The sequence below is a fragment of the Corynebacterium variabile genome (genome assembly GCF_006539825.1).
GTDB lineage: Bacteria > Actinomycetota > Actinomycetes > Mycobacteriales > Mycobacteriaceae > Corynebacterium > Corynebacterium variabile.
This window is the reverse complement of record NZ_BJNT01000005.1, coordinates 95,376-117,942: the sequence shown is the minus strand read 5'-3', so window position 1 is coordinate 117,942 and position 22,567 is coordinate 95,376. Positions and strand designations below refer to the sequence as shown.

At 66.1% G+C, this 22,567-nt stretch carries 19 protein-coding genes and 2 tRNA genes; 5 read left to right on the top strand and 16 right to left on the bottom strand.

What is annotated here, in order from left to right; translation table 11 throughout:
• Positions 1-313 precede the first annotated feature (313 nt).
• Positions 314-1,924: an MFS transporter gene (locus CVA01_RS03820; protein ID WP_141328750.1), complete on the top strand. Its 1,611-nt coding sequence runs from the start codon at positions 314-316 to the stop codon at positions 1,922-1,924.
• On the opposite strand, the gene CVA01_RS03815 is transcribed toward CVA01_RS03820, so the two are convergent.
• The 7 genes from CVA01_RS03815 to CVA01_RS03785 all read right to left on the bottom strand — a co-directional run bounded on the left by CVA01_RS03815 (position 1,925) and on the right by CVA01_RS03785 (position 8,890).
• Positions 1,925-2,632, bottom strand: a complete 708-nt coding sequence (locus CVA01_RS03815) for a LutC/YkgG family protein (RefSeq protein ID WP_141328748.1) — start codon at positions 2,630-2,632, stop codon at positions 1,925-1,927.
• Positions 2,625-4,151, bottom strand: a complete 1,527-nt coding sequence (locus CVA01_RS03810; RefSeq protein WP_141328746.1) for a lactate utilization protein B — start codon at positions 4,149-4,151, stop codon at positions 2,625-2,627. The genes CVA01_RS03815 and CVA01_RS03810 overlap by 8 nt, the downstream gene beginning before the upstream one ends.
• Positions 4,148-4,972 (bottom strand): (Fe-S)-binding protein, encoded by an 825-nt coding sequence (locus CVA01_RS03805; protein WP_141328744.1) that lies wholly within the window; start codon positions 4,970-4,972, stop codon positions 4,148-4,150. The genes CVA01_RS03810 and CVA01_RS03805 overlap by 4 nt, the downstream gene beginning before the upstream one ends.
• A 548-nt stretch (positions 4,973-5,520) precedes the next feature.
• Positions 5,521-6,576, bottom strand: coding sequence for an acyltransferase family protein (locus CVA01_RS03800; protein WP_141328742.1), 1,056 nt, complete (start codon positions 6,574-6,576; stop codon positions 5,521-5,523).
• A gap of 152 nt (positions 6,577-6,728) precedes the next feature.
• A complete protein-coding gene (locus tag CVA01_RS03795; protein ID WP_244938124.1) occupies positions 6,729-7,301 on the bottom strand; it encodes a hypothetical protein in 573 nt (190 codons plus the stop codon).
• Between the two features lie 3 nt (positions 7,302-7,304).
• Entirely contained in the window at positions 7,305-7,814 is a 510-nt protein-coding gene (locus tag CVA01_RS03790) for an arsenate-mycothiol transferase ArsC (RefSeq protein WP_141328740.1), read from the bottom strand.
• Positions 7,811-8,890 carry an acyltransferase family protein gene (locus CVA01_RS03785; protein WP_141328738.1) on the bottom strand — a complete coding sequence of 360 codons (1,080 nt, stop codon included), beginning with the start codon at positions 8,888-8,890 and terminating at the stop codon, positions 7,811-7,813. The genes CVA01_RS03790 and CVA01_RS03785 overlap by 4 nt, the downstream gene beginning before the upstream one ends.
• Before the next feature lie 174 nt (positions 8,891-9,064).
• Between CVA01_RS03785 and CVA01_RS03780 the strand changes: the two genes are divergently transcribed.
• A complete protein-coding gene (locus tag CVA01_RS03780; RefSeq protein WP_170209685.1) occupies positions 9,065-10,234 on the top strand; it encodes a glycosyltransferase family 4 protein in 1,170 nt (389 codons plus the stop codon).
• Positions 10,231-11,097 carry a polysaccharide pyruvyl transferase family protein gene (locus CVA01_RS03775; RefSeq protein WP_141328735.1) on the top strand — a complete coding sequence of 289 codons (867 nt, stop codon included), beginning with the start codon at positions 10,231-10,233 and terminating at the stop codon, positions 11,095-11,097. Before CVA01_RS03780 ends, CVA01_RS03775 begins: the two co-directional genes overlap by 4 nt.
• Here CVA01_RS03775 and CVA01_RS03770 read toward each other — a convergent pair.
• The 6 genes from CVA01_RS03770 to CVA01_RS03745 form a co-directional block, all read right to left on the bottom strand.
• A complete protein-coding gene (locus CVA01_RS03770) occupies positions 11,091-12,242 on the bottom strand; it encodes a hypothetical protein (protein WP_141328734.1) in 1,152 nt (383 codons plus the stop codon). The genes CVA01_RS03775 and CVA01_RS03770 overlap by 7 nt on opposite strands.
• A gap of 59 nt (positions 12,243-12,301) precedes the next feature.
• Positions 12,302-14,980, bottom strand: a complete 2,679-nt coding sequence (locus CVA01_RS03765) for a polysaccharide biosynthesis tyrosine autokinase (RefSeq protein WP_141328733.1) — start codon at positions 14,978-14,980, stop codon at positions 12,302-12,304.
• Positions 14,981-16,078 carry a glycosyltransferase gene (locus CVA01_RS03760; protein WP_141328732.1) on the bottom strand — a complete coding sequence of 366 codons (1,098 nt, stop codon included), beginning with the start codon at positions 16,076-16,078 and terminating at the stop codon, positions 14,981-14,983.
• Entirely contained in the window at positions 16,078-17,607 is a 1,530-nt protein-coding gene (locus tag CVA01_RS03755) for a sugar transferase (protein WP_141328731.1), read from the bottom strand. Before CVA01_RS03755 ends, CVA01_RS03760 begins: the two co-directional genes overlap by 1 nt.
• Before the next feature lie 442 nt (positions 17,608-18,049).
• A tRNA-Thr gene (locus CVA01_RS03750) sits at positions 18,050-18,125 on the bottom strand.
• A gap of 27 nt (positions 18,126-18,152) precedes the next feature.
• A tRNA-Gly gene (locus CVA01_RS03745) sits at positions 18,153-18,223 on the bottom strand.
• Positions 18,224-18,324: 101 nt separating this feature from the next.
• Between CVA01_RS03745 and dcd the strand changes: the two genes are divergently transcribed.
• Together dcd and CVA01_RS03735 are read left to right on the top strand one after the other, a co-directional pair.
• Positions 18,325-18,933, top strand: a complete 609-nt coding sequence (gene dcd, locus CVA01_RS03740) for a dCTP deaminase (protein WP_141328730.1) — start codon at positions 18,325-18,327, stop codon at positions 18,931-18,933.
• 259 nt (positions 18,934-19,192) lie between these two features.
• Complete coding sequence (locus CVA01_RS03735; protein WP_141328729.1) at positions 19,193-20,515, top strand: UDP-glucose dehydrogenase family protein; 1,323 nt, start codon at positions 19,193-19,195, stop codon at positions 20,513-20,515.
• Here CVA01_RS03735 and CVA01_RS03730 read toward each other — a convergent pair.
• The 3 genes from CVA01_RS03730 to CVA01_RS03725 all read right to left on the bottom strand — a co-directional run bounded on the left by CVA01_RS03730 (position 20,467) and on the right by CVA01_RS03725 (position 22,537).
• Positions 20,467-21,132, bottom strand: coding sequence for a response regulator (locus CVA01_RS03730; RefSeq protein WP_244938146.1), 666 nt, complete (start codon positions 21,130-21,132; stop codon positions 20,467-20,469). The genes CVA01_RS03735 and CVA01_RS03730 overlap by 49 nt on opposite strands.
• A gap of 78 nt (positions 21,133-21,210) precedes the next feature.
• A complete protein-coding gene (locus CVA01_RS14860) occupies positions 21,211-21,387 on the bottom strand; it encodes a hypothetical protein (protein WP_170209684.1) in 177 nt (58 codons plus the stop codon).
• 13 nt (positions 21,388-21,400) lie between these two features.
• Positions 21,401-22,537, bottom strand: coding sequence for a sensor histidine kinase (locus CVA01_RS03725; RefSeq protein WP_141328727.1), 1,137 nt, complete (start codon positions 22,535-22,537; stop codon positions 21,401-21,403).
• Positions 22,538-22,567 lie beyond the last annotated feature (30 nt).

Below are 22,567 nucleotides of genomic sequence, written 5' to 3'. Positions count from 1 at the left end.
GAAGCGCTGATCCGGACACCCGGACAGCCAGAACATCTACCCTCACCTCAACCTATTTTCCTCAGGAGGAGAACCACATGGGTCTCGTTTCTGGTCTCGTTGGAATTGTCGGCGATCTGCTCCATCTGCTGCTCGGCGGTCTCTGAGCCACAGCGTCCCGTCAAAGGGTCCCGGAACCCCCGCGCCTGTCCATCCCGGACGGACGCGGGGGTTCCGTCGTGCCTGGGGCTGCCTGGCGCTGCCTGGCGCTGAATGAAACTTCTGTGGCCACTGTTCCACCACAACCGCGTTCCCCTCCGATACAGTGACTGGAATGACTACCGCACCCAGCGCACGGACCGGCCGAGGAAGCCCGGGAAGGCACCGGAAGGTCAGGGCCAATGCCGACCCCGACCGGTCGTCCCGGGGCATCGTCGGCTGGAGTCTCGGGGTCTCCGCGGTCTCCACCATCATGATGACGCTGGACATCACGATCGTCCTCGTCGCCCTCCCCGCCATCCGCGAGGATCTCGGGCTGACCCTGTCCGGCTCCCAGTGGGTCATCAACGCCTACTCGCTGACCTTCGCGTCCCTCATGCTCGCTGCGGCGAGCCTCTCGGACATCATCGGACGCCGCACGATCTTCCTCATCGGGCACGTGGTCTTCCTCGCGGCGTCCATCGGCTGTATCGTCACCGGCTCGGAGGCCGGCCTCATCGCCTTCCGTGCCCTCCAGGGCGCCGGTGGTGCGTTGGTCTTCGGGACAGCCACGCCGCTGCTGTCGGACGCCTTCTCCCCGGACGACTCCGCCAAGCGCACGAAGGCGGTCGCCGCGATGATGGGCATCGGTGGCGCGGCCAGTGCCTTCGGCCCGCTCATCGGTGGTGCGCTGGTCGAGACGGGGCAGTGGAAGTGGATCTTCGCGATCAACATCCCGATCGGCGTCCTCGTCATCCTCGCCACCCTGTTCTGTGTTCCTGACCTGCACCGTCGGGGCGACCCGTCGCAGCAGAAGGTGCCGCGTGTCGCCCCGTTCGCCATGGTGCTGACGGTGGGTGCCCTGGTGCTGGTGAACTACGGCATCATCGACGGCGAGAACCGCGGCTGGACGGACCACGCGATCCTCGCCGCACTCATCGCCGGTGTGCTCCTCTTCGCCGCGCTCATCCTCTGGGAGATCAACAAGAAGGACGCCGCGATGGTGGACTTCCGCCTGTTCCGTATCCCCTCCTTCGCCACGGTGACCTTCAACGCCTTCGCGTCCCGCATGTTCAGCTTCGGCATGCTGCCGTTCCTGGTGCTGTGGATGTCGGGTCAGCTGGGGCTGTCCGCCCTGGAGATCGGCTACGTGGCCAGTGGTCTGGCGGTGCCGATGATCATCTTCTCGGCGGTCGGTATCCGGGCGGTGACGTGGATCCCGGTGGGGTGGGTGCAGGCCGTCGGCATGGTCGTCGTCGCTGCCGGACTGATGCTGGGGCTGCGGCTGGACGCCTCCTCGGGCTGGCAGACACTGCTGCCGATGCTCGTGGTGATGGGTGCGGGAACCGGCCTCATGCTGCCGCACGTGATGAGTCTGGCGGTGGAGGTCGTGCCGGCGTCCCGTACGGGGATGGCCAGTGGTCTGGCGAATACGGCGCTGCCGCTCGGCACGGCCTTCGGTGTGGCGGTCTACGGCGCGTACCTGGCGAACAAGGTCGGGTCTGGACTGGACGGTCTGCCGATCCCCGACCAGTTCCGGGATGTCGCCCAGGAGGCCGCCGAGGCGGGGCAGTTCCGGGCGATCGCGGAGCAGTCGGCGCCGTTGGCGCAGCAGTCCCTGCAGTTCTTCCTTGACGGCCTGCACGGCATCTTCATCATCGCCGCCGTGCTGGCCCTGGTGGGTGCGCTGGCCTCCGTCGTCTTCATCCGGAAGCCGGCGGAGCGCAACCTCCCCGCCGGGGAGTGACTACCCCGCGAGCACCACGTCCAGGGTCCGCGGCCCGTGGACGCCCTGGACACGCACCAGCTCGATGTCGACCGAGGCACTCGGCCCGGCGACCATCGTCACCGGGGAGGTGTGCAGACCGGCGTCGGTGAGCCGGGTGACGGCCTCGGGCAGCAGTTCGACGATGTCGGCGACCTTCACCACGACGACGTGGTGGTCGGGGACCAGGGTCGTGGCGCGGCGTCCGGAGTCCGGGCCGGCGAGCAGGATGGTCCCCGATTCCGCCACCGAGCAGAAGGACGCGGTGACCACGGCGTCCACCCGGTCGAGGTCGGCCACGGAGAAGGGGGCGGAGGCGGAGTCCTGCAGGACCTCGCCGCCGGCGTCCTCGAAGGAACCGAGCCATCGGGCGTCGACGTCGACGGGGGCGACCACGGTGTTCCCGTCCCCGCCGTGGCCGCGCTCGGCCAGGTAGGACGCCACGGCGTCCGTGATGGCGTCATCGGTGTCCGCGACGCGTCGCACGGTGGCGTCGTAGTCCTCGAGACGGTCGACGAGGAGGTCGACGAGTTCGGGGGAGCCGGAGGCGAGGTCACCGCTGCGGCGGTAGTTCCGGGGGATGTCGGTGGTCTCCCCGGCGGGCAGGGTGCTGTTCTCCCCGTCACGCATCCCCAGGGACGACCGGATCCTGGCGAGGACCTCGGTGCGCGCGTCAGAGGTGTCAGTCATTGTTCTTTCCCTTCTCGCCGTTCTTCTCACGGTCCTTGAACCAGCTGCGGAAGGACTGCTTCGGCGGCTGCGGGACATCGCGTGAGGAGGTCCATTTCCCGGCGACGCCGGGCAGTCCCCACAGGCCGGCCTTCGGGGACAGCCGGTTGGCGATCGGAAGGCCCTTCTCGACCAGGCCCATGCGCCGGCCGTCGCTCATCATCCACTTCGCGCCGTCGAGTGCGGCGTCCAGCTGGGTGTGCGGCAGCCGGGTGTTGTGGTTGACCTCCTGGTCCTCGTTGCGCAGCCGGGTGAGCATCTCGGGGATGTTGATCTTCACCGGGCAGGCGTCGAAGCAGGCTCCGCAGAGGGAGGACGCGTAGGGCAGCGAACCGTTGGCGGACTCGTCCACGCCGGTGAGCAGCGGGGTGAGGATCGCACCGATGGGGCCGGGGTAGACCGAGCCGTAGGCGTGGCCGCCGGCGCGTTCGTAGACGGGGCAGACGTTCATGCAGGCGGAGCAGCGGATGCAGCGCAGGGCGTCGCGGCCGTGCTGGTCGGCCAGGGCCCGGGTGCGGCCGTTGTCGAGCAGGACGACGTGGACATTCTGCGGGCCGTCGCCGGGGGTCACGCCGGTCCAGAAGGAGGTGTACGGGTTCATCCGCTCGCCGGTGGAGGACCGGGGGAGCAGTTCCATGAACACCTCCAGGTCCTGGAAGGTCGGGAGCAGCTTCTCGATGCCCATGACGGTGATGAGGGTCTCGGGCAGGGTGACGCACATGCGGCCGTTGCCCTCGGACTCGACGACGGACAGCGCACCGGTCTCGGCGATGCCGAAGTTCGCGCCGGAGACGGCGACCTTCGTCTCGAGGAATTTGCGGCGCAGATGCCGGCGGGACGCCTCGGCGAGGTGCTCGGGTTCGGAGTCGAGGTCGGGGTCGACGTCGTCCATGCCGTTGAGGAAGATCTGCCGGATCTCCTCGCGGTTGCGGTGGATGGCGGGGACGAGGATGTGGCTGGGCTTGTCGCCGCCGAGCTGGACGATGAGTTCGGCGAGGTCGGTCTCGTAGGCGTCGATGCCGGCGGGCTCGAGGGCCTCGTTGAGGCCGATCTCCTGGGTGGCCATGGACTTCACCTTGATGACGTCACGGCGTCCCCGCTCATTGACCGGGGCGTTCTCCTCGATGAGTCCGGTGACGATGGCGTTGGCTTCGTCGGCGTCGCGGGCCCAGTGGACGTGGCCGCCGGCTGCGGTGAAGGCCTCCTCGAACTGGAGGAGGAGTTCGGGCAGCCGGTCGATGACGTCGTTCTTCGTCGCCTCGGCGGTGTCGCGAAGGTCTTCCCAGTCCGGCATCTCGGCGACGCGCTGCAGACGCTTGCCGCGGATGGTGCCGGTGGCCTTGCGCAGGTTGGTGCGCATCTGGACGTTGCCGAGCTCGTGTTCGGCGACCTCGGGGAAGGGGTGGAGTTCGTTGAGGTTTCCACGGCCGGGGACGGTCGGCATGCCGAGGACGGTGGTGTTGCGGGTCGGGGTGTTCATCGCAGCGCACCTCCCGTCACCGTGGCGCCGTCCTCGGGCAGCAGCAACGGATTCTCCTTCGTGGACGCCAGGATGCGTGCCAGGTGCACGGCGGCGGGAATGTGGCCCTCGCCGGGCACCAGGCGTCCGGTGCGGGAGAGGCCGCCACCGATGTGCATGAGGCAGGACGCGTCCCCGCCAGTGCAGGCGGAGGCACCGGTGGAGATGATCGCCTCGACCTTGTCACCGAGCATGGCCCCGGAGACCTGCGGGTTCTTCACGGAGAAGGTGCCGCCGAACCCGCAGCACGAGTCCTCGTTGCCGATGGTGCGCAGGTCCAGGCCTTCGACGGACGCCAGCAGGTCACGCTGCCGGTCGCCGAGGCGCAACAGCCGCATGCCGTGGCAGGACGGGTGGTAGGCGACGGAGTGCGGGAAGTACGACCCGAGTTCCGCGGCGGCGTCGGTGACACCGCAGACGTCGGTGAGGAACTGGCAGAGCTCGTAGGTACGGTCCGCGATCTGGGTGGCCCGGGCACCGAGGTCCGGGTCGCCGTTGTATTCGGCGATCATCGGGTGCTGGTGGCCGAGGGAGGCGACGCAGGAGCCGGACGGCGCGACAGCGTAGTCCCAGCTCTCGTCTTCGAAGGCGCGGACATGGTTGCGGACGACCGGGTAGGCGTCCTTGAATTTGCCGGAGTTGATGTGCATCTGGCCGCAGCAGGCCTGGCGTTCCGGGAAAGTGACCGTGTGGCCGAGTCTTTCCAGGACGTTTACCGTGGCCTGCGCGACCTCCGGATACATCGCGTCGACGATGCATGTGGCGAATAGTGCGATTCTCATGGGGGAGTCACCCCTTAAAGTTGTGGGACAGTCAGTCACGCACCAGGGTATACCTGGAACGGAGTATTGGCCTGACCACAGGGGTGTGGGGGAGTGTGCGGGGGAGATGAGTTCAGGCACCACCGGCATCGGACGCCGGAGTGAGGAGTTTCCGGTGCCGACAGTCGCTGCGGGAGAGGGGGTGACCGTCATAGGAGAGGAACGGTCGTCTGAGGGGTGTATCCGGCAGCGGTCCGGGTGGTGCCTGTGGAGAAGACCTCCGGGGAGTGGGGGATTGGGCTGGAGGGGCCCGTTCTCCTCGGGGTGTGCAGAGAGAATATGCAGGTCAGGTGGGGTATGGCAATCGGACCAGTTGGTCAATGGGGGGTACCACCCGGGTACCCCCTGGGGTAACCGGGTGGTTACTTCTGCCAGGGAGATGCAGGTGAAGGGGTATTGATAATCACGACCCGGTAACGATGCAGGGATTTGACAATCCGCTACACGGGGGTGGAAACGGGTCAGGGTAGGTAAAGTTATGCGAGTATATCGGCAGGGTGTCCCGAAGGTTAACGCGCAGGTCGTCCTGCTTTTTCGGAGGATTTCTGAGCGTCGGAGCGGTGTCGTCCGGAGGGGGTCTCTGAAATTCGGGGAGACCTCGTGTTCGCACCGTCGCCGGTCCACGGTGCAGTGAAGAGGCCGGGGATCGGCCGCCGGACACGCCAGATCGCCAGGGAGCCGACGACGGCGAGTGCGGTGAACAGGAGAGGAACGCCGATGGAGACGGCGGGATTTGCGGGGAGGTCCACGTCGATGCTGTAGAGGACCCCGAGCAGCGGGACATGGAGCAGGTAGATCGGCAAGGTGTGTCGGCCGAGCCGGTCGAAATGGAGCCACGGGATGTGGCGTGCCATCAGGCTTGCCGCGGTGATACCCATGGCCATGCCGAGCAGCGTCACGGGGATGCGGCCGAGGTTGTCCAGACTGTCGAAAAGGAAAAAGAGAACGCCACTGCCGAACCCCCACAGCAGGCCGAACCCCAGCAACCTCATGAGAGTGGCGCGGTCGGCGATCCCGGCGAGAACTGCAGAGCCCAGGGCGCCGATCTGGAAAGCGATGAAATGGGACAGCAGAGTGGTCCAGGCCCAGGAGTTGGGTTCGATGAATCCACAGGCGACAGGGAGGGAGACTGCGGCGCCGATGAGGAACTGTGCCCAGACGGGGAGTGGCCGCATAAGTTTCACGGCGACGAAATAGATGGCCAGCGCGTAGATGTACCAGGGGCCGACGCCGGGCTCGAAGAAGAGTCGTGCCGCATCCCCGAATCCGTATTCGGATTCGCGCTGCCAGGGGATCACGTGGAATGCGAGAACCCAGAGGACGGTCCGCAGGACGTACAACCAGAGGAACGGGCCGGCCCGGTTCCTCAGTTGCCAGGACCATGGCCGGTCAACGCGCCGGAGGAAGAAGAATCCGGACATGGCGAAGAACAGCGGCATACGGACGGTGAGCAGTGCGTCGGTGAGAGTGTTGAGCTGGTCACCGGACCAGCTCTTGGCCGCTGCGAGGCCTGCCGCGTGGTAGAGCACGACGAGCACGATGGCCAGGCCTTTGACGGTGTCGATTCAGGACAGGCGTGTTGGGGTTGAGGAGCTGGACATGCCGGTTCCTTAGGTGTTGTGAGGGGTGAAACGGGAGAGGAGGGGGAGAGTGTCTCATTGAGGGTGGTGGAGAGGTGGTAGTCCGACCGTATCATCGGCACTGTTGCTCCGCGGGGCTAACAGGAACTGTCCTGTACGGCCTTCAACCACCCAGCGGTCTGGTACCAGGACTGGCTGAGGTGGGTTCTGAACGGTCTTCCGGACGTCGGCCGGTTCACAGCCAACTCCCCGTCCCAGCACCGTGAGAAGTACAGCCGGGCCCGTTCGACGTGCTCACGTCCGGTCGCAAGGACGTAGGCGGAGTGCCAGTCGTTCTGCTCCGCGAGCTCGGCGAAACCCCGGGCCTCGCCCCGGGTCGTCGACGGATCCGGAGCGAAGCAGTGGACCCGGACACCTTCCAACGGACCGCAGTAGCGGTCGCGCACCGAACTGCCGGAAGACGGGTCGGATAGGACGAGATCACGGATGCCTAGGCGTTGCGCGGTGTCCCGTGCGGTCTGGTAGTCCTTCCACGGGATTCCGCCGACCTGGACCAGGACATCGGCGTCCTTCGGCGCGGGGTCGAGACGGGGGAAGTAGATCTTGGTCACGGCGAACCAGCTCCAGGCCCCGACAAGAATCACCAGGATGGCGGCCAGGACGGTCATGAGGCGGCGTCGCCGGGCCAGTGGGCTGATCCGGCGCGGCACCGGTCAGACCTCGACGGGCAGGAGCTCGGCCAGGGCGGCGACATCGGCGGAGATCACGTCGAGCACCCGGAAGTAGTCGTCGAAGGTCTGGAAGGTCACCGGGTCCTCGAGTTCGCAGTCCAGGGCAGGCAGCGTCCGTCGCAACGCCGGCAGGTCGGTGAGTGACGTCAGGTCTCCGTTGCGCTGCCAGTTGGCGAGCTGGCAGAGGCGGAAGCTACGGGACATCGCCGCAGGCTCCAGGGCCAGGCATTCGTTGACGTGCTCCTGTTCGAAGCCAACGATGAGATCCGGTTCTTTCAGGATCCGACGGCTGACCCGTCGGGCAGTGAAATCGCTCCCGTCGATGCCGCGGAGTCGCAGGTACTCCACGGACCGGGGGTCCATGGCGTATCCGGTCAGCCCCGCGATGCCTGCGCTGGAGACGGTGAGGCCGGCACCAACCAGGCCCCGCAGCAGGTACTCGGCGACAGGGGATCTGCAGATGTTGCCGGTACAGACGAAGAGGATGTTCACTTCTTTCCTTTCTCGCCGAGCATGATGCGACCGACCATGACCGGTCCGATGCGGAAACGGCGGAGGACGATTACGCCGAGCACGGAGCCGAAGAGGCCGCCGAGGGAGAGGAGGATGAACTGCGGGATGTCGCTGTCGATGCCGACAGCACCTGTGAGCGCCCGGAAGAACCCGATGGCGAAGGAATGCAGCAGGAAGATCCCGGACGAGTACCCGCCGATCCAGGCCAACGCCCGTGACTGCAGAGACCAGCCGAGGAAGGTGACGGGGAAGACGATGCCCAGGGCGATACCGACGACGCTGTGCCGGGAATCGAACTCCGGGAGGTGGTCGTTGAGCGACAGCTGTACTGCGACGACAAGGGCGATAAGTGCGACCGTCCAGCACATCGCCACCGTGACGGACCGGGGAATCAGACGGAAGCGGTGGATACCGATACCGGCGAGGAAGAACGGGAACAGGGTGAGTGCCTGGCCGAGCTGGAATGCCCGGAGGCCCCCGGTATCGACGAGGACGACGATGGCTGAGAAAGTGAGGAACACGCCTGCGAACACCCACGGGCTGCGCAACAGGCCGTAGGAGTCCGCGAGTGCCACGACAGCGAACATCCAGAAGGTGGTGAGCAGGAACCAGTACGGGCCCAGGGAGTACACCAACCAGCTCAGGGGCTCGAACTCCACGGTTCCGTTCACATCAGGGGCGACCATCTGTGTAAGACCGAGCAGCGGCACGAAGATCACGTAGGGCACCAGCAGCCGTCGGGCTTTTTTCGTCATGAAATCGCGGTACCGGGAAGGCTCGGCGAGCGGTCGCCAGGCGTAGACCAGACCGGACAGCAGGGTGAACAGCGGCATGCGCAGGTACTCCACTGATTCGGTGTAGTACCGCCAGGCACTGTCGTCGGATACGTGGATCCCCGCAGCGGCATTGTCACCGATGACATGGAAAGTGACCAGCAGAATACAGGCGAGACCGCGGAGGGTGTCGACCGGGATATTTCGGGTCTGAGATTTACGGTGTCGGCCGGACGGCGTTGTCGGCGACGCCGGGGCACGGGTCGTCTGATCGGACGTCATGAGGGTTCGTCCTGGGAGGTGTGAGGGGACAGGAGCAACAGAGGGTAAAGAAAGAGGAGAGGAAGCGCAGAGAGCGGAGAGGTTCTGCCGCTCATGCTAACCCCGGCTCCGGGCAGCGGCAATATGAGGCGTGCGGTAGTGCGGCACCGGCAGCAGGGCCGTACAGTGACAGACATGTCCAACGACAGGTCCCTCACCCTGTCGCCTGATGCACGGACCCTCTGGGTCCACTGGGGTCGCACCGGTGGCGGCCCCCGTTTCCTCGCCGACCTTGTCGACGGGGATCTCGCTGCAGGCGACCTGCCCACCCGTACCGACAATGCCTACCTCTCCTGGAATCCGGACGCCGAGATCGCCCCGCGGCTCGCGGAGACCGGCACCCGCTGCGCCGGAGATTTCCCGGTGCGCACCTACACCTCCACTCTCGGCGTCATCCTCGGCGTTCCCCGGTTGGTGTGGAATTCACTGCGGGTGCGTCGCTGGCTCCGGACCCAGAAGATCGACCGCGTCGTCTGTGTGATGGAGAGCGTCTACCAGTCGCTCGCGCTTCCCGTGCTCACTCCCCGGGATGTCGAATACGTCGCCTGCATCCATGACGCGACCATCCACCCGGGGGAGGAGAACATCCTCCAGATCCTCGGTAAGCGCAATGAACTACGCCGTGCAGACCGGATCGTCACCTTCTCCGACGCCGTGACCCGGGCACTCTCCGGCCGGGTGGACGTGCCTGTCGCCACCGGTTCCCACCCGCCCTTCGACCTGCAGGACGCCGCCACGGATCCACGGGAACTCCCTGACCTACCGGTGATCGGGTTGTTCGGTCGGCTGCAGCAGTACAAGGGCATCGACATCGCCCTGGCGGCTGCGAAGATCCTCCGTGACCGTGGCGTCTCGCCGTTCGAGCTCCGGATCACCGGCAGCGGCCCCGAGGAACGGCTCCGGGAGACCGACCTCGGTTCCCAGGCCGTCTGGGACACCCGGTGGATCCCCGACGAGGAGGTCACCGACATCGTCCGGGGCATGGACGTCATGCTGCTGCCGTACACCGAAGCCAGCCAGTCCGGACCGGTGACGCTCGCTTTGGCTCATGCCGTGCCCTGCGTCGGTACACCGGTCGGTGCGATCCCGGAACAGCTCGAGGGCTTCGGTGCCGTGTCCGCCGAAACCACTCCTGAGTCCGTGGCGGATGCTCTGGAACCCCTGATCACCGATCCCGATCTCTACCGGGAACTGTCCGCCGGCGCCGTCCGCCGTGTCGCTGAACAGCCGGACTGGTCGGATCTGGCGACCCTGGTGCGGACCGGAATCTCCACCAGTACGAAGAATGAGGAGACCATCGGATGAACCACATCAGGCTGTACTGGTGGAATCTCCGCCGCAGTCCGAGGTCGCTGGCTGCTGAATTGGTCTACAAGCCCAAGTCTTGGATTCGAGGGATCGTGGCTTCCAGGGAACTTTTTCTCAATTTCGGCGATGAGATGTCCCGGGAGATCGTGGAAGCGGCATTCGGAAGAAAAGTCGTTTGGAGTGCAGCAGAAAAAGCCGACCTGGTCGCCATCGGATCTGTCCTGGAACGGATGGAACGGCCGGGTACCCCTGTTTCTGTGTGGGGTAGTGGCCTACGTTCGGGTGCGTTGCCCGAGGAGAACACCAAGCGAGAGATGAGATTCCTTGCGGTGCGGGGAAACCTGACGGCAGAACGGTTAGGGATCAAGGAAAGCGTACCGTTGGGTGATCCCGGTCTACTGTCGAAAGAGGTCTTCGGGCACCCTGTGAAGCAGCAGGACATCGTCTATGTTCCACACTTCTCGGAGCTTGCTCAGTGGAGTCGGCTTAACCAGTTCTGTGATGGGATCGGTGCGCGTCTGGTTCTCCCGACTGCCAAACCGAAAAAGGTGGTGCGAGAGATCGGTGCCGCGGGCGTAGTTTTCTCTGCTTCCCTCCACGGAATCATTGTCGCGGATTCCTACGGTGTACCTGTTGTGCCGCTTTTGCCGTTCAGCGGTGCGGAAAGTTCATTCAAGTACCACGATTACATGGGGGTGGTGGGCGCTCAAACCGAATTGAAGATGCATGATGCTCTGTATTCCGCGTCTGACCGTGAGCGTGAATTGCTCATCGCATCGTGTGCAGAGGCTGCAGCTTTGCGGCGCTCGAGTGTGTCCGAAGCGAAAGAAGGGCTGTTGGCTGCCGCCCGCAGCTACTGATTGACTGTGGCAGGCCGAGCGCTGATCCAGATGATGATCACCGAGGTGACCGACATGACTGTGACAACGGCGACAAAGAGGCTCCCATCCCGCAACAGGAGCAGGGGAAGCAGGAAAACCAGCCTGGTGACCGACCATGCCAGGTAAGGACGGGTGAGCCCCTTCATGAGTGGAATCTTCCCGCACATGGCCGACGGCATCCAGAAGAGGCAGAACACGCTCACCGCGACGAGCGAACCGGCTGTCACGGCATCATCATCAGGCAGGAATAGAAGGATTGCGGCAGTCTGCACGACAGCGCTGCCGACGCCGAGTCCGGCTCCGATGAGGATCATCTTCCTGAACCATGCTCTGGTGCCGTCACTGTCGGCGGCACGTATGCACCCGGCAAGCTTCGCTTCGCAAGGGGGTGCAATGATCTGTTGCACCAGGGTGCCGAAACCACCGGTCAGACGCACCACTACGGCCCAGATCTCCTGGTACTGCCCGAGGAACGGGGTGATGAAACCCTGGAACTGGAAGCCGATCTCGGAGAGCAGAACTCCCCCCGTCGCCCGTCCGGATCCGGCGAGATAGAAACGGTGCTCGCGGTCCAGCATGCGCGGCAGATCCTCGAACGTGGCAGGGAGGACCCGGTTCTCCGTCCTCGCGAGGATCAGGACCGCGCCCACCAGAGGATTCATTGCTGCGGCGACGATCAGGCCGGCCTCGAACGGGACGACGAAGACCACCAGGCTGGTGATCACCATGTTGGTGACGCCGAAGGCGAGTCGGGCGGTGGAGTAGACGTCCATCCGCTGCTCGCGCGTCGCCACGGCCACGGCCATGAGGTACAGCCCGTTGGTAATCACGAGCAGTCCGGTCCACAGGGCGACGTCCCGTACCGGAGCAACGGCTGTTCCGGCAACCAGGCAGAGCAGGGTCGTCACCGACAGTGACGTGGCCGATACCGCTGTCGAGGTCCTGGTCCGCTCCTCCGGCACCGTCAGATAGCGGCTGTGGAAACCGAGGATCGACGTCCGTGACAGGACGGTCGCCAGGGCCAGTGGCATCATGAGATAGGCGAGTTGGCCTGTTTCTCCGCCGATGATCGGCAGGAGCATCGCCAGGAAGTTCAGTCCCTGACCGAACAGGGCTCCACCCATGTTCCAGACACGGGAAAAGACCCGGCCGAATCGGCCGGGTCCTCGGTGCCGGGCGGCGCTCAGCTCTCCACCTCGGCCCGCTCCTGGGTGCTCTCCTTGATGTCGTCCATGCGATGGGCGGCCGATCGGGCCGCAGCGGAATCGGGGGCGGATTCGGTGGACGCCGGAGCCGTCTGACCGGTCGTACCGTACCCGTACCCGTAGCGGTGGTACCCCTTGCCCTTCGCTGACGGGGTCAGCGTGACGACAGCGCCGAGGACACGCGCATTGACGGCGTCGAGGCCGTCGACCGTCGCAGTGAGCTGATCGGTGGTTGTGTGGTTGTGACGGACAGCGAGGATGACACCGTCTGCGGACGCGGCGACGAGCGCGCCGTCGGTGACCGGCAGCGCCGGGGACGCGTCGATGATGACGTGGTCGAAGTGGGCGGCCAGCGTGGCGAGAACCTCCCCGAACCGTCGCGAGCCCAGCAGCTCGGCCGGGTTCGGCGGGATCGGACCGGAGGTGATCACGCTGAGGCCGTCGACGGCGGTGAGCTGGACGACGTCATCGATCTCGGCGGCCCCGGCCAGGCTGGTGGACAGGCCGACCGCAGACTGCAGGTTGCCGCCGACGTAGTCGGCGATGCTCGGATTGCGGAGGTCGCCGTCGACCAGGCAGACGCTCTCGCCGTCATCGGCCAGTGCCAGAGCGAGGTTGACCGCCAGCGTCGACTTTCCCTCACCAGGCATACCGCTGGTGACGGCGAGGACGGTCGGGGCATTGTCGACGTCGAGGAAGCGCAGGTTGGTGCGCAGTTCACGGAACTGCTCTGCAGCGGGGGTCGGGGCGGCGGTGAAGTCGATGGTGTGGCGCTCGGCGAGAGCCTCGGTTGTACCGATGGTTCCCACGACCGGGGCGTCGACGATCTCGCGGACCTCGTCGCTCCCGCCGATCCGGCGGTCGGTGAGACCGCGGACCACGGCGACGACCGCGCCGATGACCAAGCCGAGCACCAGGCCGAGGATGATGTTGAGCAGGGTGTTCGGCGAGGAGGGCGATTCCGGGGTCTCCGCGTCATTGAGCACGGCGAGCTGCGGCGCCCCGGACTGTCCGGTCGGGGAGGTCTGCGCATTGAGGTCGCGGACCATAGCCTGGAGCTGCACGGCGGCGGAGTTCGCCACGTCGCGGGAGAACTCGGCGTCATCCGAGGCGACGCTGAGGTCCAGGATGACGGTGTCCTTGTGCGCGCCGGCGCTGATCATCGAGGCGACGTCACTGGCCGTCTCGTCGAGGTTCAGGTCATCGACGACCCGTTGGCCGAGCGCCCGCCCGGTCGCCATCTCGGCGTAGGAACCGACCTGCTTCTGACTGAGCATTGCGCCGTTGTAGGCGTCAGCGGAACCTCCGGAGGACGCTGTACCGACGTAGAGCTGGGAGGTTGCGGTGTACTCCTTCGGCATCACCGCGGAGGCTCCCCATCCGACGAGTCCACCGACGACGAGGCCGACGACCAGCATCCACCACCACCGGCGGAGATGTCCGAGGTAGTCGGCGAGCACGTTGCGCGCGGAGGAGCCGTCGGTGTGATCAGTGGTTCGCGGGGTCATGAGGGTCCTAACTGGTCGTGGGGGCGTGGGGGAGGGGGACGCGTGGTCCGGAGGCGGCGAGCCCGGTGGTGCCGCCCTGATCTGTTCCGACAGCGCCACGGCTCCGACGATGAACGGAATGAGTGGGGTGGCGTGCCGTAGTGCGGAGCCCCAGTCCGGTTCGTAGAGCCCCTGGACGACGAGGAATGCCAGAGGCAGGGAGATAAAGCGTCCCAGCATCGGTGTGCTGCGGCCGGCGACGGTCGCCGCCCGCACCGCACTGATCCAGATCACGGCGAAGAGAATGCCGATGAACAGGTAGTACGGCGAGAGCTTCAGCAGCATCGGCAGTGGGACGATGAAGAAGAGAGAGGTCAGGGTGGAGTTCAGGACACCACCGACAGGTTCGGGTGCCTCGATGAACCTGGTGATCAGGGAGCCGGTGTCCGACTGGCGGGAGGCGGTGTCATTGACGTCTCCACGGAAGCTGTCCGCCGGGACACCCTGTGTCACCCACATCGCCAGCCCGACGAGTACCGAGAGCAGGACGATCATCCACACCACCCGGCCGACGGTGCGTCCGTCACGGCGGGAAAGCACGAAGCGGACGACCACGTAGACTCCGGCGACGAGGAGCCAGTAGGTGCGGTACTCGGCGCCGAGCACCACAAGGGTGCCGATGACCAGCAGTTCGCCGAGCCAGTTCACCGGCATCAGCACCACGACCAGCATCGCCAGGGAGATGATGATCTCCTTGGTGTAGGCGGCCTGGTAGATGCCGATGGTCAGGGGTGCGAGAAACGCCAGTGCCAGTGACAGGCGTCCGAGGTGGACACTTCCGACCCGGATCAGCACGATGGCCAGCACAGTTGCGCCGACCACCGCGCCGAGGACGCCGGCGGCGGTCGGGGCGTCCGACAGCCCGATCCTGATGTAGAAGTCGGCGATGACGGAGTAGGAGCCGTAGCCCAGGTCAACGGCATCGAACGGCGAGGACATGATCGACTGGATCGTTGCTGCGTCGCCGCCGAATCCGCCGAACCTGCCGGTCAGTGCCGGGCGGATGACCAGTCCGACGGCCACGGCGATCGCGCCGAGTACGACCGAGAGCACCAGCGGAGAGGATGCTGCTCCACTGGTGCGCCTGAGATCCGTCACTGTTCCCGGCATTTACACGGTCACCTTTTCCTTCGGGAGGCCGACGGCAAGGCGGTAGGCCTCGGTGAGCCGGTCGCGTTGTCGGTCGGGGGTGTGGGCACGGTCGAGGCCGTCCCACCGGGCTGGATCTGTCCCCTCGCCGAGAATGGTGAGGGCCTTCTCCGCCGCCTCCTCCGGTGTGCCGAAGCGGGCGGTGGCCGGGCATTCCTGCAGGGCGGGAATGTCACGCACGAGAAGAGGGACACCGATCCGGCGCACCTCGAGAACCGCCATCGGGAAGCCGTCCCACCGGGCGGTGTGGATGACCAGGGACAGCTCCGAGATGCGTCGGCGGAGTTCCTCGCCGGACAGCCACCCGGTGACCTCAATGCCCGCCTCGGTGAGCAGGTCAGTGAGGGTGGTGTCCTTGCCGTCCCCGTCACCGATCCACGTGAAACGTACGTCGGGTCGGGCCGCCCGGATCCGCGTCGCGGTCTCGACGAAGAACGCCGGATCGCGCTGCGGGGTGACCCGGGAGACGACGCCCACGGTCGGTGGCTCGGTCGGCGCCCAGCTGTCCGGGACAGCAGGATGGTCGTCGAGCAGGACATTGGGGACGACGATCACCGGCACACCCCGGCCGAACCTGTTGCCGAGGCCGACCATGAGCTCGCCTTCCCGGTCGGCGCAGGGGGCACCGACGGAAGTCAGCGGATAGAGGACCTTCTCCATGCCGCGGAACAGGGACCTCTTCCAGGTGGGGATGTCCGCCCGTTCGAAGGCGAAGCTGTGCGGGGTGTAGAGCACCGGGCGTGCCTCGCTGCCCGGTAGCACCCGGTCGAGAGCCGCCGCGGTACGCACGTAAGCTCCGGCGAAACTGGAGTGGGCGTGGACGACGTCCGGTCGGTAGGTCCGGACGGCGTCCCGCACGGCCCGCACTGCCGCGACCGGGGACGCGGGCAGTTCGAGGTCGGTGAGGAAGACACCGGGCGTGCGCTGCACCGGAGCGTCCGACCCCCGGGCGTTGTTCGCGAGCAGCAGGTGCTCGTGCTCCGGGGTCAGTCGGGCGTACTGGTCGACCGCGGTGGCGACGCCGCCGTGGAAGCAGTCGGTGACATGGAGGATGCGCATCAGTACGCTCCCCGGGACAGTGCGACGGCGCGGAAGGTCCGGGCGACGGTCTTCATGTCGAGGGACAGGGACCAGTTGTCCACGTAGTAGAGGTCAAGCTGTTCGGCCTGCTGCGGGGTCAGGTCGGACCGGCCGGAGACCTGCCACAGGCCGGTGATACCCGGGCGGACCTCCATACGCATCCGCATGTCGGAGCTGAAGGCGTCCACCTCGTGGCTGAGGTGGGGGCGGGGACCCACGACACTCATCGTGCCGAGCAGGGAATTGATGAACTGGGGCAGCTCGTCGATGCTGGTCTTGCGGATGAACTTGCCGACCTTCGTGATGCGGGGGTCGTCCTTCATCTTGAACAGACCATCGGCGCCGACCTCGTCGCGCAGCTTCTGGAGCCGCTCATCGGCATCGGTGTGCATGCTGCGGAACTTGAAGATCCGGAAGGACTGCCCGTGGTAGCCGACCCGGTCACTGATGTAGAACACCGGACCACGGTCCTCGATCTTGATGGCCAGTGCGGTGAGCAGCATGATCGGGGAGATCAACACCAGGGCGACGGCAGAGACGACGATGTCGAAGGCCCGCTTGGCCAGGCCGTTGGCGGCACTGAACCGGGGGCGGTCGACATACAGGGCATGCCGGGGGCCGAAGGGGACGACATCGAGACGGGTACCGCTGATGCCCTCGAGCATCGGGTCGAGGTAGAGACGCATGTTGAGCTTGTTGAGCTGCCAGGACATCCGTCGCAGATTCCGGTGGCCGAATTCGCTGATTGAGGCGACCCAGACGGCGTCGCAGTCATAGGATGCGGCGGTCTGGATGAAGTCCTCGGTGGTCAGGACGCTCATGCAGACGGAGTCCACCGGCACCGGTCCTGCATCGAGGAGGCGGTCGCGGTTCTCCGGGTCGGTCAGCAGGATGCCGTGGATGAGGGTGCCGGCCTCCTGGATGTCATGGAAGGACCGCAGGAGACGGTTGATGTCCCGGACCTGCCCGATCGCGAGGAAGTTGTGCTGCAGTTCGGCGAGGTAGCGCTTGGTGACGCGGAGGCAGACCATGCGGGAGACCATCAGTAGGAACAGGCCGACCGGCAGTCCGAAGAGGGCGAAGTGGCGGAACAGGGAGTAGCTGGACACCGCGTCCACCATGGCGAGCACGGCGGCGAAGACGAGACTGCCCTTGATGACGTTCTCCCGGCCGATCCGGGGGAACGTCCGGGCCTGGTGGCTGTACCCGTGGGTGAAGGCGATCGCGCTGAGCCAGAAGGCGATGACACCGACGGATAGCAGCAGGTTGCGCTCGGAGAAGAAATGGTCGGCGACGAGGCCGACGCTGGGTGCCCAGGTGTATATGGAGAGCAGGTCGGCGATGACGGTCGCGGTGACGATCGCGAGCAGGTCACCGGCGACATAGAGCCAGGTGCGCTGTGCATGACGGAACCGGCGGGTGTCGCGGTTTCGGGTGATCCGACGCGAGGACGGTTCGGCGGTGACCGACGGTGTTCCGGGGGCCACAGTGGAGGTGTGGAGAACCATGGGAGAGTCGTTTCTTGTGGGCCGGCCGGTGGGGGGTGAGAGGGGTGGCCGGGGTGTGGAGAGGTGAGGGAACGCGAGGGAAAGTGAGGGGAAGAGTCGGAGAGTGGGGGTGAGGGAGATCGTGAGGGTGGAAGAGTAGACGGGTCGAGCCTAACGCCTCAACCGGTCACCGCGTTCCCTGACTGCGACAACTGAGTTCTGCCGTGCTCCATGAGCAGGGGAAATCGCCGTGGAAGAAAAGTGGCGGTGCCGCACTTTGTCGCCATGACCTGCCGCGACGGTCTCCGGTGTGATATTCGTCACTCACAAGGACGACAGATTTCTCCTGTGTGTCCGCCATGCGTCCGACAGTTGTGTCGGCAAGTATTTCCTCCGGTCCCCGCCGCCGATGCACCGCAGCCCGGTGCACCGTGGATACAGTGCGCCGGGCCGTAGAAAGAAATGGAGCCCCCTAGCAGAATCGAACTGCTGACCTTTTCCTTACCATGGAAACGCTCTACCGACTGAGCTAAGGGGGCGTGCGGAAAGCACTGTAGCATCCGCTGAGCCGATGACGGGAATCGAACCCGCGCCGTCTGCTTGGGAAGCAGAAGTTCTACCATTGAACTACATCGGCAGTAGACCGGATCCGCAGCGCGTGCCGCAGTCCGACCGACGGTCAGTACTCTAACACAGCCACCCGACCCGTTGCGCAACCCGCTGGGTTACTCTGGTCGCGTGCTTCTTTCCGACCGCGACATCCGCTCCGCCATCGACGACGGGGCACTGTCCCTCGACCCCCTCGACCCGGCGATGGTCCAGCCGTCCAGCATCGACGTGCGCCTCGACCGGTACTTCCGGGTGTTCAACAACTCGAAGTACACCCACATCGACCCGAAGCTCCCGCAGGAGGAACTGACCACCCTCGTGGAGGTCGGCGACCACCTCGGCGAGAACGGCGTCCCCCTGGCGGAGGGCGGCATCGCCGAGGACGCCTTCATCCTCCACCCCGGCGAGTTCGTCCTCGGCTCGGTCCTGGAGCATGTCACGGTCCCGGACAATCTCGCCGCCCGCCTGGAGGGCAAGTCCTCCCTCGGACGTCTCGGCCTGCTCACCCACTCCACCGCCGGCTTCATCGACCCCGGCTTCACCGGGCACATCACCCTGGAGCTGTCGAACACCGCCAACCTGCCGATCGCGCTGTATCCCGGCATGAAGATCGGACAGCTCGCCGTCTTCAACCTCTCCAGCCCGGCGGAGAGCCCCTACGGCTCGGGTGAGCTGGGGTCGAAGTACCAGGGGCAGCGCGGGCCGACGGCCTCGAAGGCCTACCTCAACTTCCGGTAACTTCCGGTAACTTCCGGTAACTGCCTGGCCGCTTCCGGCAGACACAGATCACCCCCGTCGAGCGGATGCTCGGCGGGGGTTCTCTGCTGACGTTTCAAGAGGAGAATGCAGCTGCCGTATACGGTTCCTTTCGCTCTGTCACTGTGCCGGTGAGAATCAATCTACGATCCGTGTCTTGGAGGATCCTGGCAACGGCCTGCAGTGTCGATGGGGATCTTCCAGGGGATCAGATACGGACCACCCGTGATAGAACCGGGGTATGAAGATCACCGTCCTCGGTACCGGATATCTCGGGGCCACCCATGCCGCGTGCCTGGCGTCCCTCGGTCATGACGTCCTGGGTGTCGACATCGATCCCGTCCGTGTGGACTCCCTGAACAACGGACACTCCCCGGTCCTGGAACCGGGGCTCGACGATCTGCTCACGGCCGGACTGCAGGCCGGACGCCTCCGCTTCACCACGTCCGTGACGGAGGCCGCCGACCATGCCCGGGTGCATTTCCTGTGCGTCGGGACGCCCCAGTCGGCGGACAGCTGGGAGATGGACCTCTCCGCCGTCGACAGTGCCGTCGACGAGCTGGTGGCGCACCTCGACCACGGTGACCATCTGATCGTCGGCAAGTCGACAGTGCCCGCCGGTACCGCGCAGGGACTTCAGGAGAGGATGCCGGAGCGGGTCGCAGTGTGCTGGAACCCCGAATTCCTCCGGGAGGGACACGGCATCGCGGATACCCTGCAACCTGACCGTATCGTCCTGGGCATCCCGGACACCGTCGCCGGACCGGCCGCCGGGGAGACCGTGCGGGAGATCTACGCGGACCTCGGCGAGGTCCCGTTCCTTGTCACGGATCTCACGACCGCCGAACTGGTCAAGGTCTCCGCCAACGCCTTCCTGGCCACGAAGATCAGCTTCATCAACGCCGTCGCCGATCTCTGCGACGCCACCGGTGGCGATGTCTCCGTGCTCTCGACCGCTCTCGGGCTGGACCCCAGGATCGGGCCGGGGGCGTTGAGTGCGGGGCTCGGTTTCGGTGGGGGATGCCTGCCGAAGGACCTCCGGGGGCTGACGGCCCGCGCGGAGCAGGTGGACGCCCGACAGGCGGCGGACCTGTTCCGGGCGGTCGACGCCGAGAACATGCACCGACGCGACCGTCTGGTCGACCAGGTGACCGACGCCTGCGGCGGCTCTGTCTCGGACAGGCGTATCACGGTGCTCGGGGCGTCCTTCAAACCGGGCAGTGACGACATCCGGGACTCTCCTGCCATGACCGTCATCGGGGACCTTGAGGACGCCGGGGGGCTGGTCACGGTGTGCGACCCTGCGGTACCGGGGTACAGCCGTGACCTGTCCGGGGCGCTGCGCGGGGCGGAGGTGACGGTGATCGCGACAGACTGGCCGGAGTTCCGGGACCTTGACCCGGTGGCGGCCCGTGACCTGGTGGCGGTGCCGACCGTCGTCGACGGGCTCAACTGTCTGCCGGTCGCCCGGTGGACCGACGCCGGGTGGGACTACCGCGGTACAGGACGCCGGGCTCAGTCCTCCGGGTGGAACCCCGCCTCGACGGCGAGTACCGCCAACTGAATCCGAGACTCGGTCCCGAATTTCGCCAGCAGGGAGGACACCGCCTTCTTCACGGCGCTCGCGGACCGGCCGGTGTCGCGGGCGATCTCGGAGTTCGACAGCCCCGCGCAGATGAGCGTGAGGACGCGTTCCTCGGCAGTCGACAACTGGGCCAGCCTGGAGGAGGTCCCGGGCTCGTCCGGTGCGGCGGTGACCGCGACCGGCGCAGCGTCCCCGGGTACCGGGCTGTCAGGGGAGGGAAGATGCTGGACCAGGCGGGTGGCCGGCTGCGGGCTGACCACCGTGCCACCGGCGAGGGCCTGGTGGACGGTGTCGATGATGAACTCCGGACGGGAGCTCTTGAGGATGTAGCCCGCGCCGCCGAGGGAGAGGATCGAGAGCATCGTCTCGTCCTCGTCCAGGGCGGTCATGGCGATGAAGACCGGGGGACTGTCCAGGGCGCGGACCTCCCGGAGCAGCGAGACGCCGTCCATGCCGGGCATGTGGATGTCCGTCATGATGACATCCGCCTCGACGGTTGTCAGCAGGTCCAGTGCGGCGGTACCGTCCGTCGCCTCGCCGACGATCTTGATGGCCGCCGCGGCGGGTGTCGAGAAGTACAGCCGGAGAGATGACATGACCAGGGGGTCATCGTCGACCAGCAGAAGTCGGATCGTGGCGGGGGCGGGCGTGGTCACCGGAGTCTCGGAAACCTGTCAGCACCAGGGGTAGTTGTGTTTGCCGCAGGCGAAGATCTGGCCGAGGGACGCCTTGTAGTCTCCGTGGGTCGGGCCGGCGGAGGCGACACCGGTGGTGAGACCGGCGGACAGACCGACGGTGAGGGCTCCGACGGCGAGACGACGCAGAAGGGACTTCTTGTGAGGGGCGTGCATGACTTCTCCTCTGTCAGGGGGTGTCACGGAGAGTGACAGAATCTTCGGGAACGCTGTCAACAATAGGCAAGGTGACTGTGGTTCGCCAGACTTGAGTGTCGCTGTCCTGCGTGATCGGCCCCGCAGTGAGGTGACCCTCGGCGGCGGTGGCACGGGCAGTCATGGAGCCGATGCCCAGACGGGTGGTCAGTGCGGGATCCATTTCACCGTCGCCGGCAGGGACCACCGGGTTGGTCATGGACACGATGAGCGCACCATCCATGGTCCGGCAGCGGATCTCCACCGTGGCGTGGTTGGGGGAGTGTTTCACCGCATTGGAGGTCATTTCGGTGAGGACGCGTGAGAGCGTCCGCCGGTCGACCGGTGGTTCCCCGGTCCGCGGCAGGGTGATCGTGGAGGTCACCCGGAGGCGGTGGGCCCGCAGCTCACGGGTGGCGGTGGCGAGCCCCGCACGGACAGTGGGCGGCGGTGCGGATTCGGTGGAGTCCGGGCCGGACTGGATCTCGGAATTGAGAAGTCGGAGCATGGTCCGCACCTGCTCCAGGGCTTCCCTCGAGGTCCGGGAGATGTCTTCCAGACCTTCATGGATCTCTGCGTTATCGTCTCCGGTGGCCGTGAGCTCCAGGGTCTGGGACCGCATGACGACACTGGTCAGGCTGGTGGCGACTGAGTCATGGAGCTCGCGGGCCATGCCCAGTCGCTGGCGCCGTTGGCTGTCAGCCAGAGTCCGACGTAAGTCGGCGTTGCGGATTTCCTGGGTGAGGCGGTTACGACCGATGAGATGGCCGGTACCCAGGATAGCGAGGACCACCACCAGGACCGTGGGGTCCGCATTCACCGCGCCGCCGGAGAAGTCCACCATGGAGAGGGCCGTGTGCACCAGCACCAGTAGCAGTCCCGCCGTCGCCAGGCCAGCGGCAGTGACCACCTCGATAATGATGACGATGAAGAAGACGGCATATGTGCTGCCGTCCTCGGCGACATAGGAGGAAGCCGCGGCGAAGGGGACGGACAGGGCCGCCATGGTCTGTGGCCAGCGCGTGCCCCCGGCGACGAGGAGGACGCCGGCCACTGCGCAGACCACGGACGCCAGGGTGATGGGTTCGGAGGAGACGGTGAACTCGGTGACCAGCACCAGCACCGCCAGCACCACCTCCGGGCCCCGGAAGGGACTCGTCCT

Excerpts from the sequence above, each read along its gene's own strand:
- CVA01_RS03760 (WP_141328732.1), bottom strand. The coding sequence starts at position 16,078 with ATGCGCATCCTCCATGTCACCGACTGCTTCCACGGCGGCGTCGCCACC.
- CVA01_RS03770 (WP_141328734.1), bottom strand. The coding sequence starts at position 12,242 with ATGGGTGGAGCCCTGTTCGGTCAGGGACTGAACTTCCTGGCGATGCTC.
- CVA01_RS14860 (WP_170209684.1), bottom strand. The coding sequence starts at position 21,387 with ATGCACGCCCCTCACAAGAAGTCCCTTCTGCGTCGTCTCGCCGTCGGA.
- CVA01_RS03805 (WP_141328744.1), bottom strand. The coding sequence starts at position 4,972 with ATGAGAATCGCACTATTCGCCACATGCATCGTCGACGCGATGTATCCG.
- CVA01_RS03815 (WP_141328748.1), bottom strand. The coding sequence starts at position 2,632 with ATGACTGACACCTCTGACGCGCGCACCGAGGTCCTCGCCAGGATCCGG.
- CVA01_RS03820 (WP_141328750.1), top strand. The coding sequence starts at position 314 with ATGACTACCGCACCCAGCGCACGGACCGGCCGAGGAAGCCCGGGAAGG.
- CVA01_RS03775 (WP_141328735.1), top strand. The coding sequence starts at position 10,231 with ATGAACCACATCAGGCTGTACTGGTGGAATCTCCGCCGCAGTCCGAGG.
- CVA01_RS03755 (WP_141328731.1), bottom strand. The coding sequence starts at position 17,607 with ATGGTTCTCCACACCTCCACTGTGGCCCCCGGAACACCGTCGGTCACC.
- CVA01_RS03780 (WP_170209685.1), top strand. The coding sequence starts at position 9,065 with ATGTCCAACGACAGGTCCCTCACCCTGTCGCCTGATGCACGGACCCTC.
- CVA01_RS03810 (WP_141328746.1), bottom strand. The coding sequence starts at position 4,151 with ATGAACACCCCGACCCGCAACACCACCGTCCTCGGCATGCCGACCGTC.
- CVA01_RS03765 (WP_141328733.1), bottom strand. The coding sequence starts at position 14,980 with ATGCCGGGAACAGTGACGGATCTCAGGCGCACCAGTGGAGCAGCATCC.
- CVA01_RS03785 (WP_141328738.1), bottom strand. The coding sequence starts at position 8,890 with ATGACGTCCGATCAGACGACCCGTGCCCCGGCGTCGCCGACAACGCCG.
- CVA01_RS03730 (WP_244938146.1), bottom strand. The coding sequence starts at position 21,132 with ATGTCATCTCTCCGGCTGTACTTCTCGACACCCGCCGCGGCGGCCATC.
- CVA01_RS03735 (WP_141328729.1), top strand. The coding sequence starts at position 19,193 with ATGAAGATCACCGTCCTCGGTACCGGATATCTCGGGGCCACCCATGCC.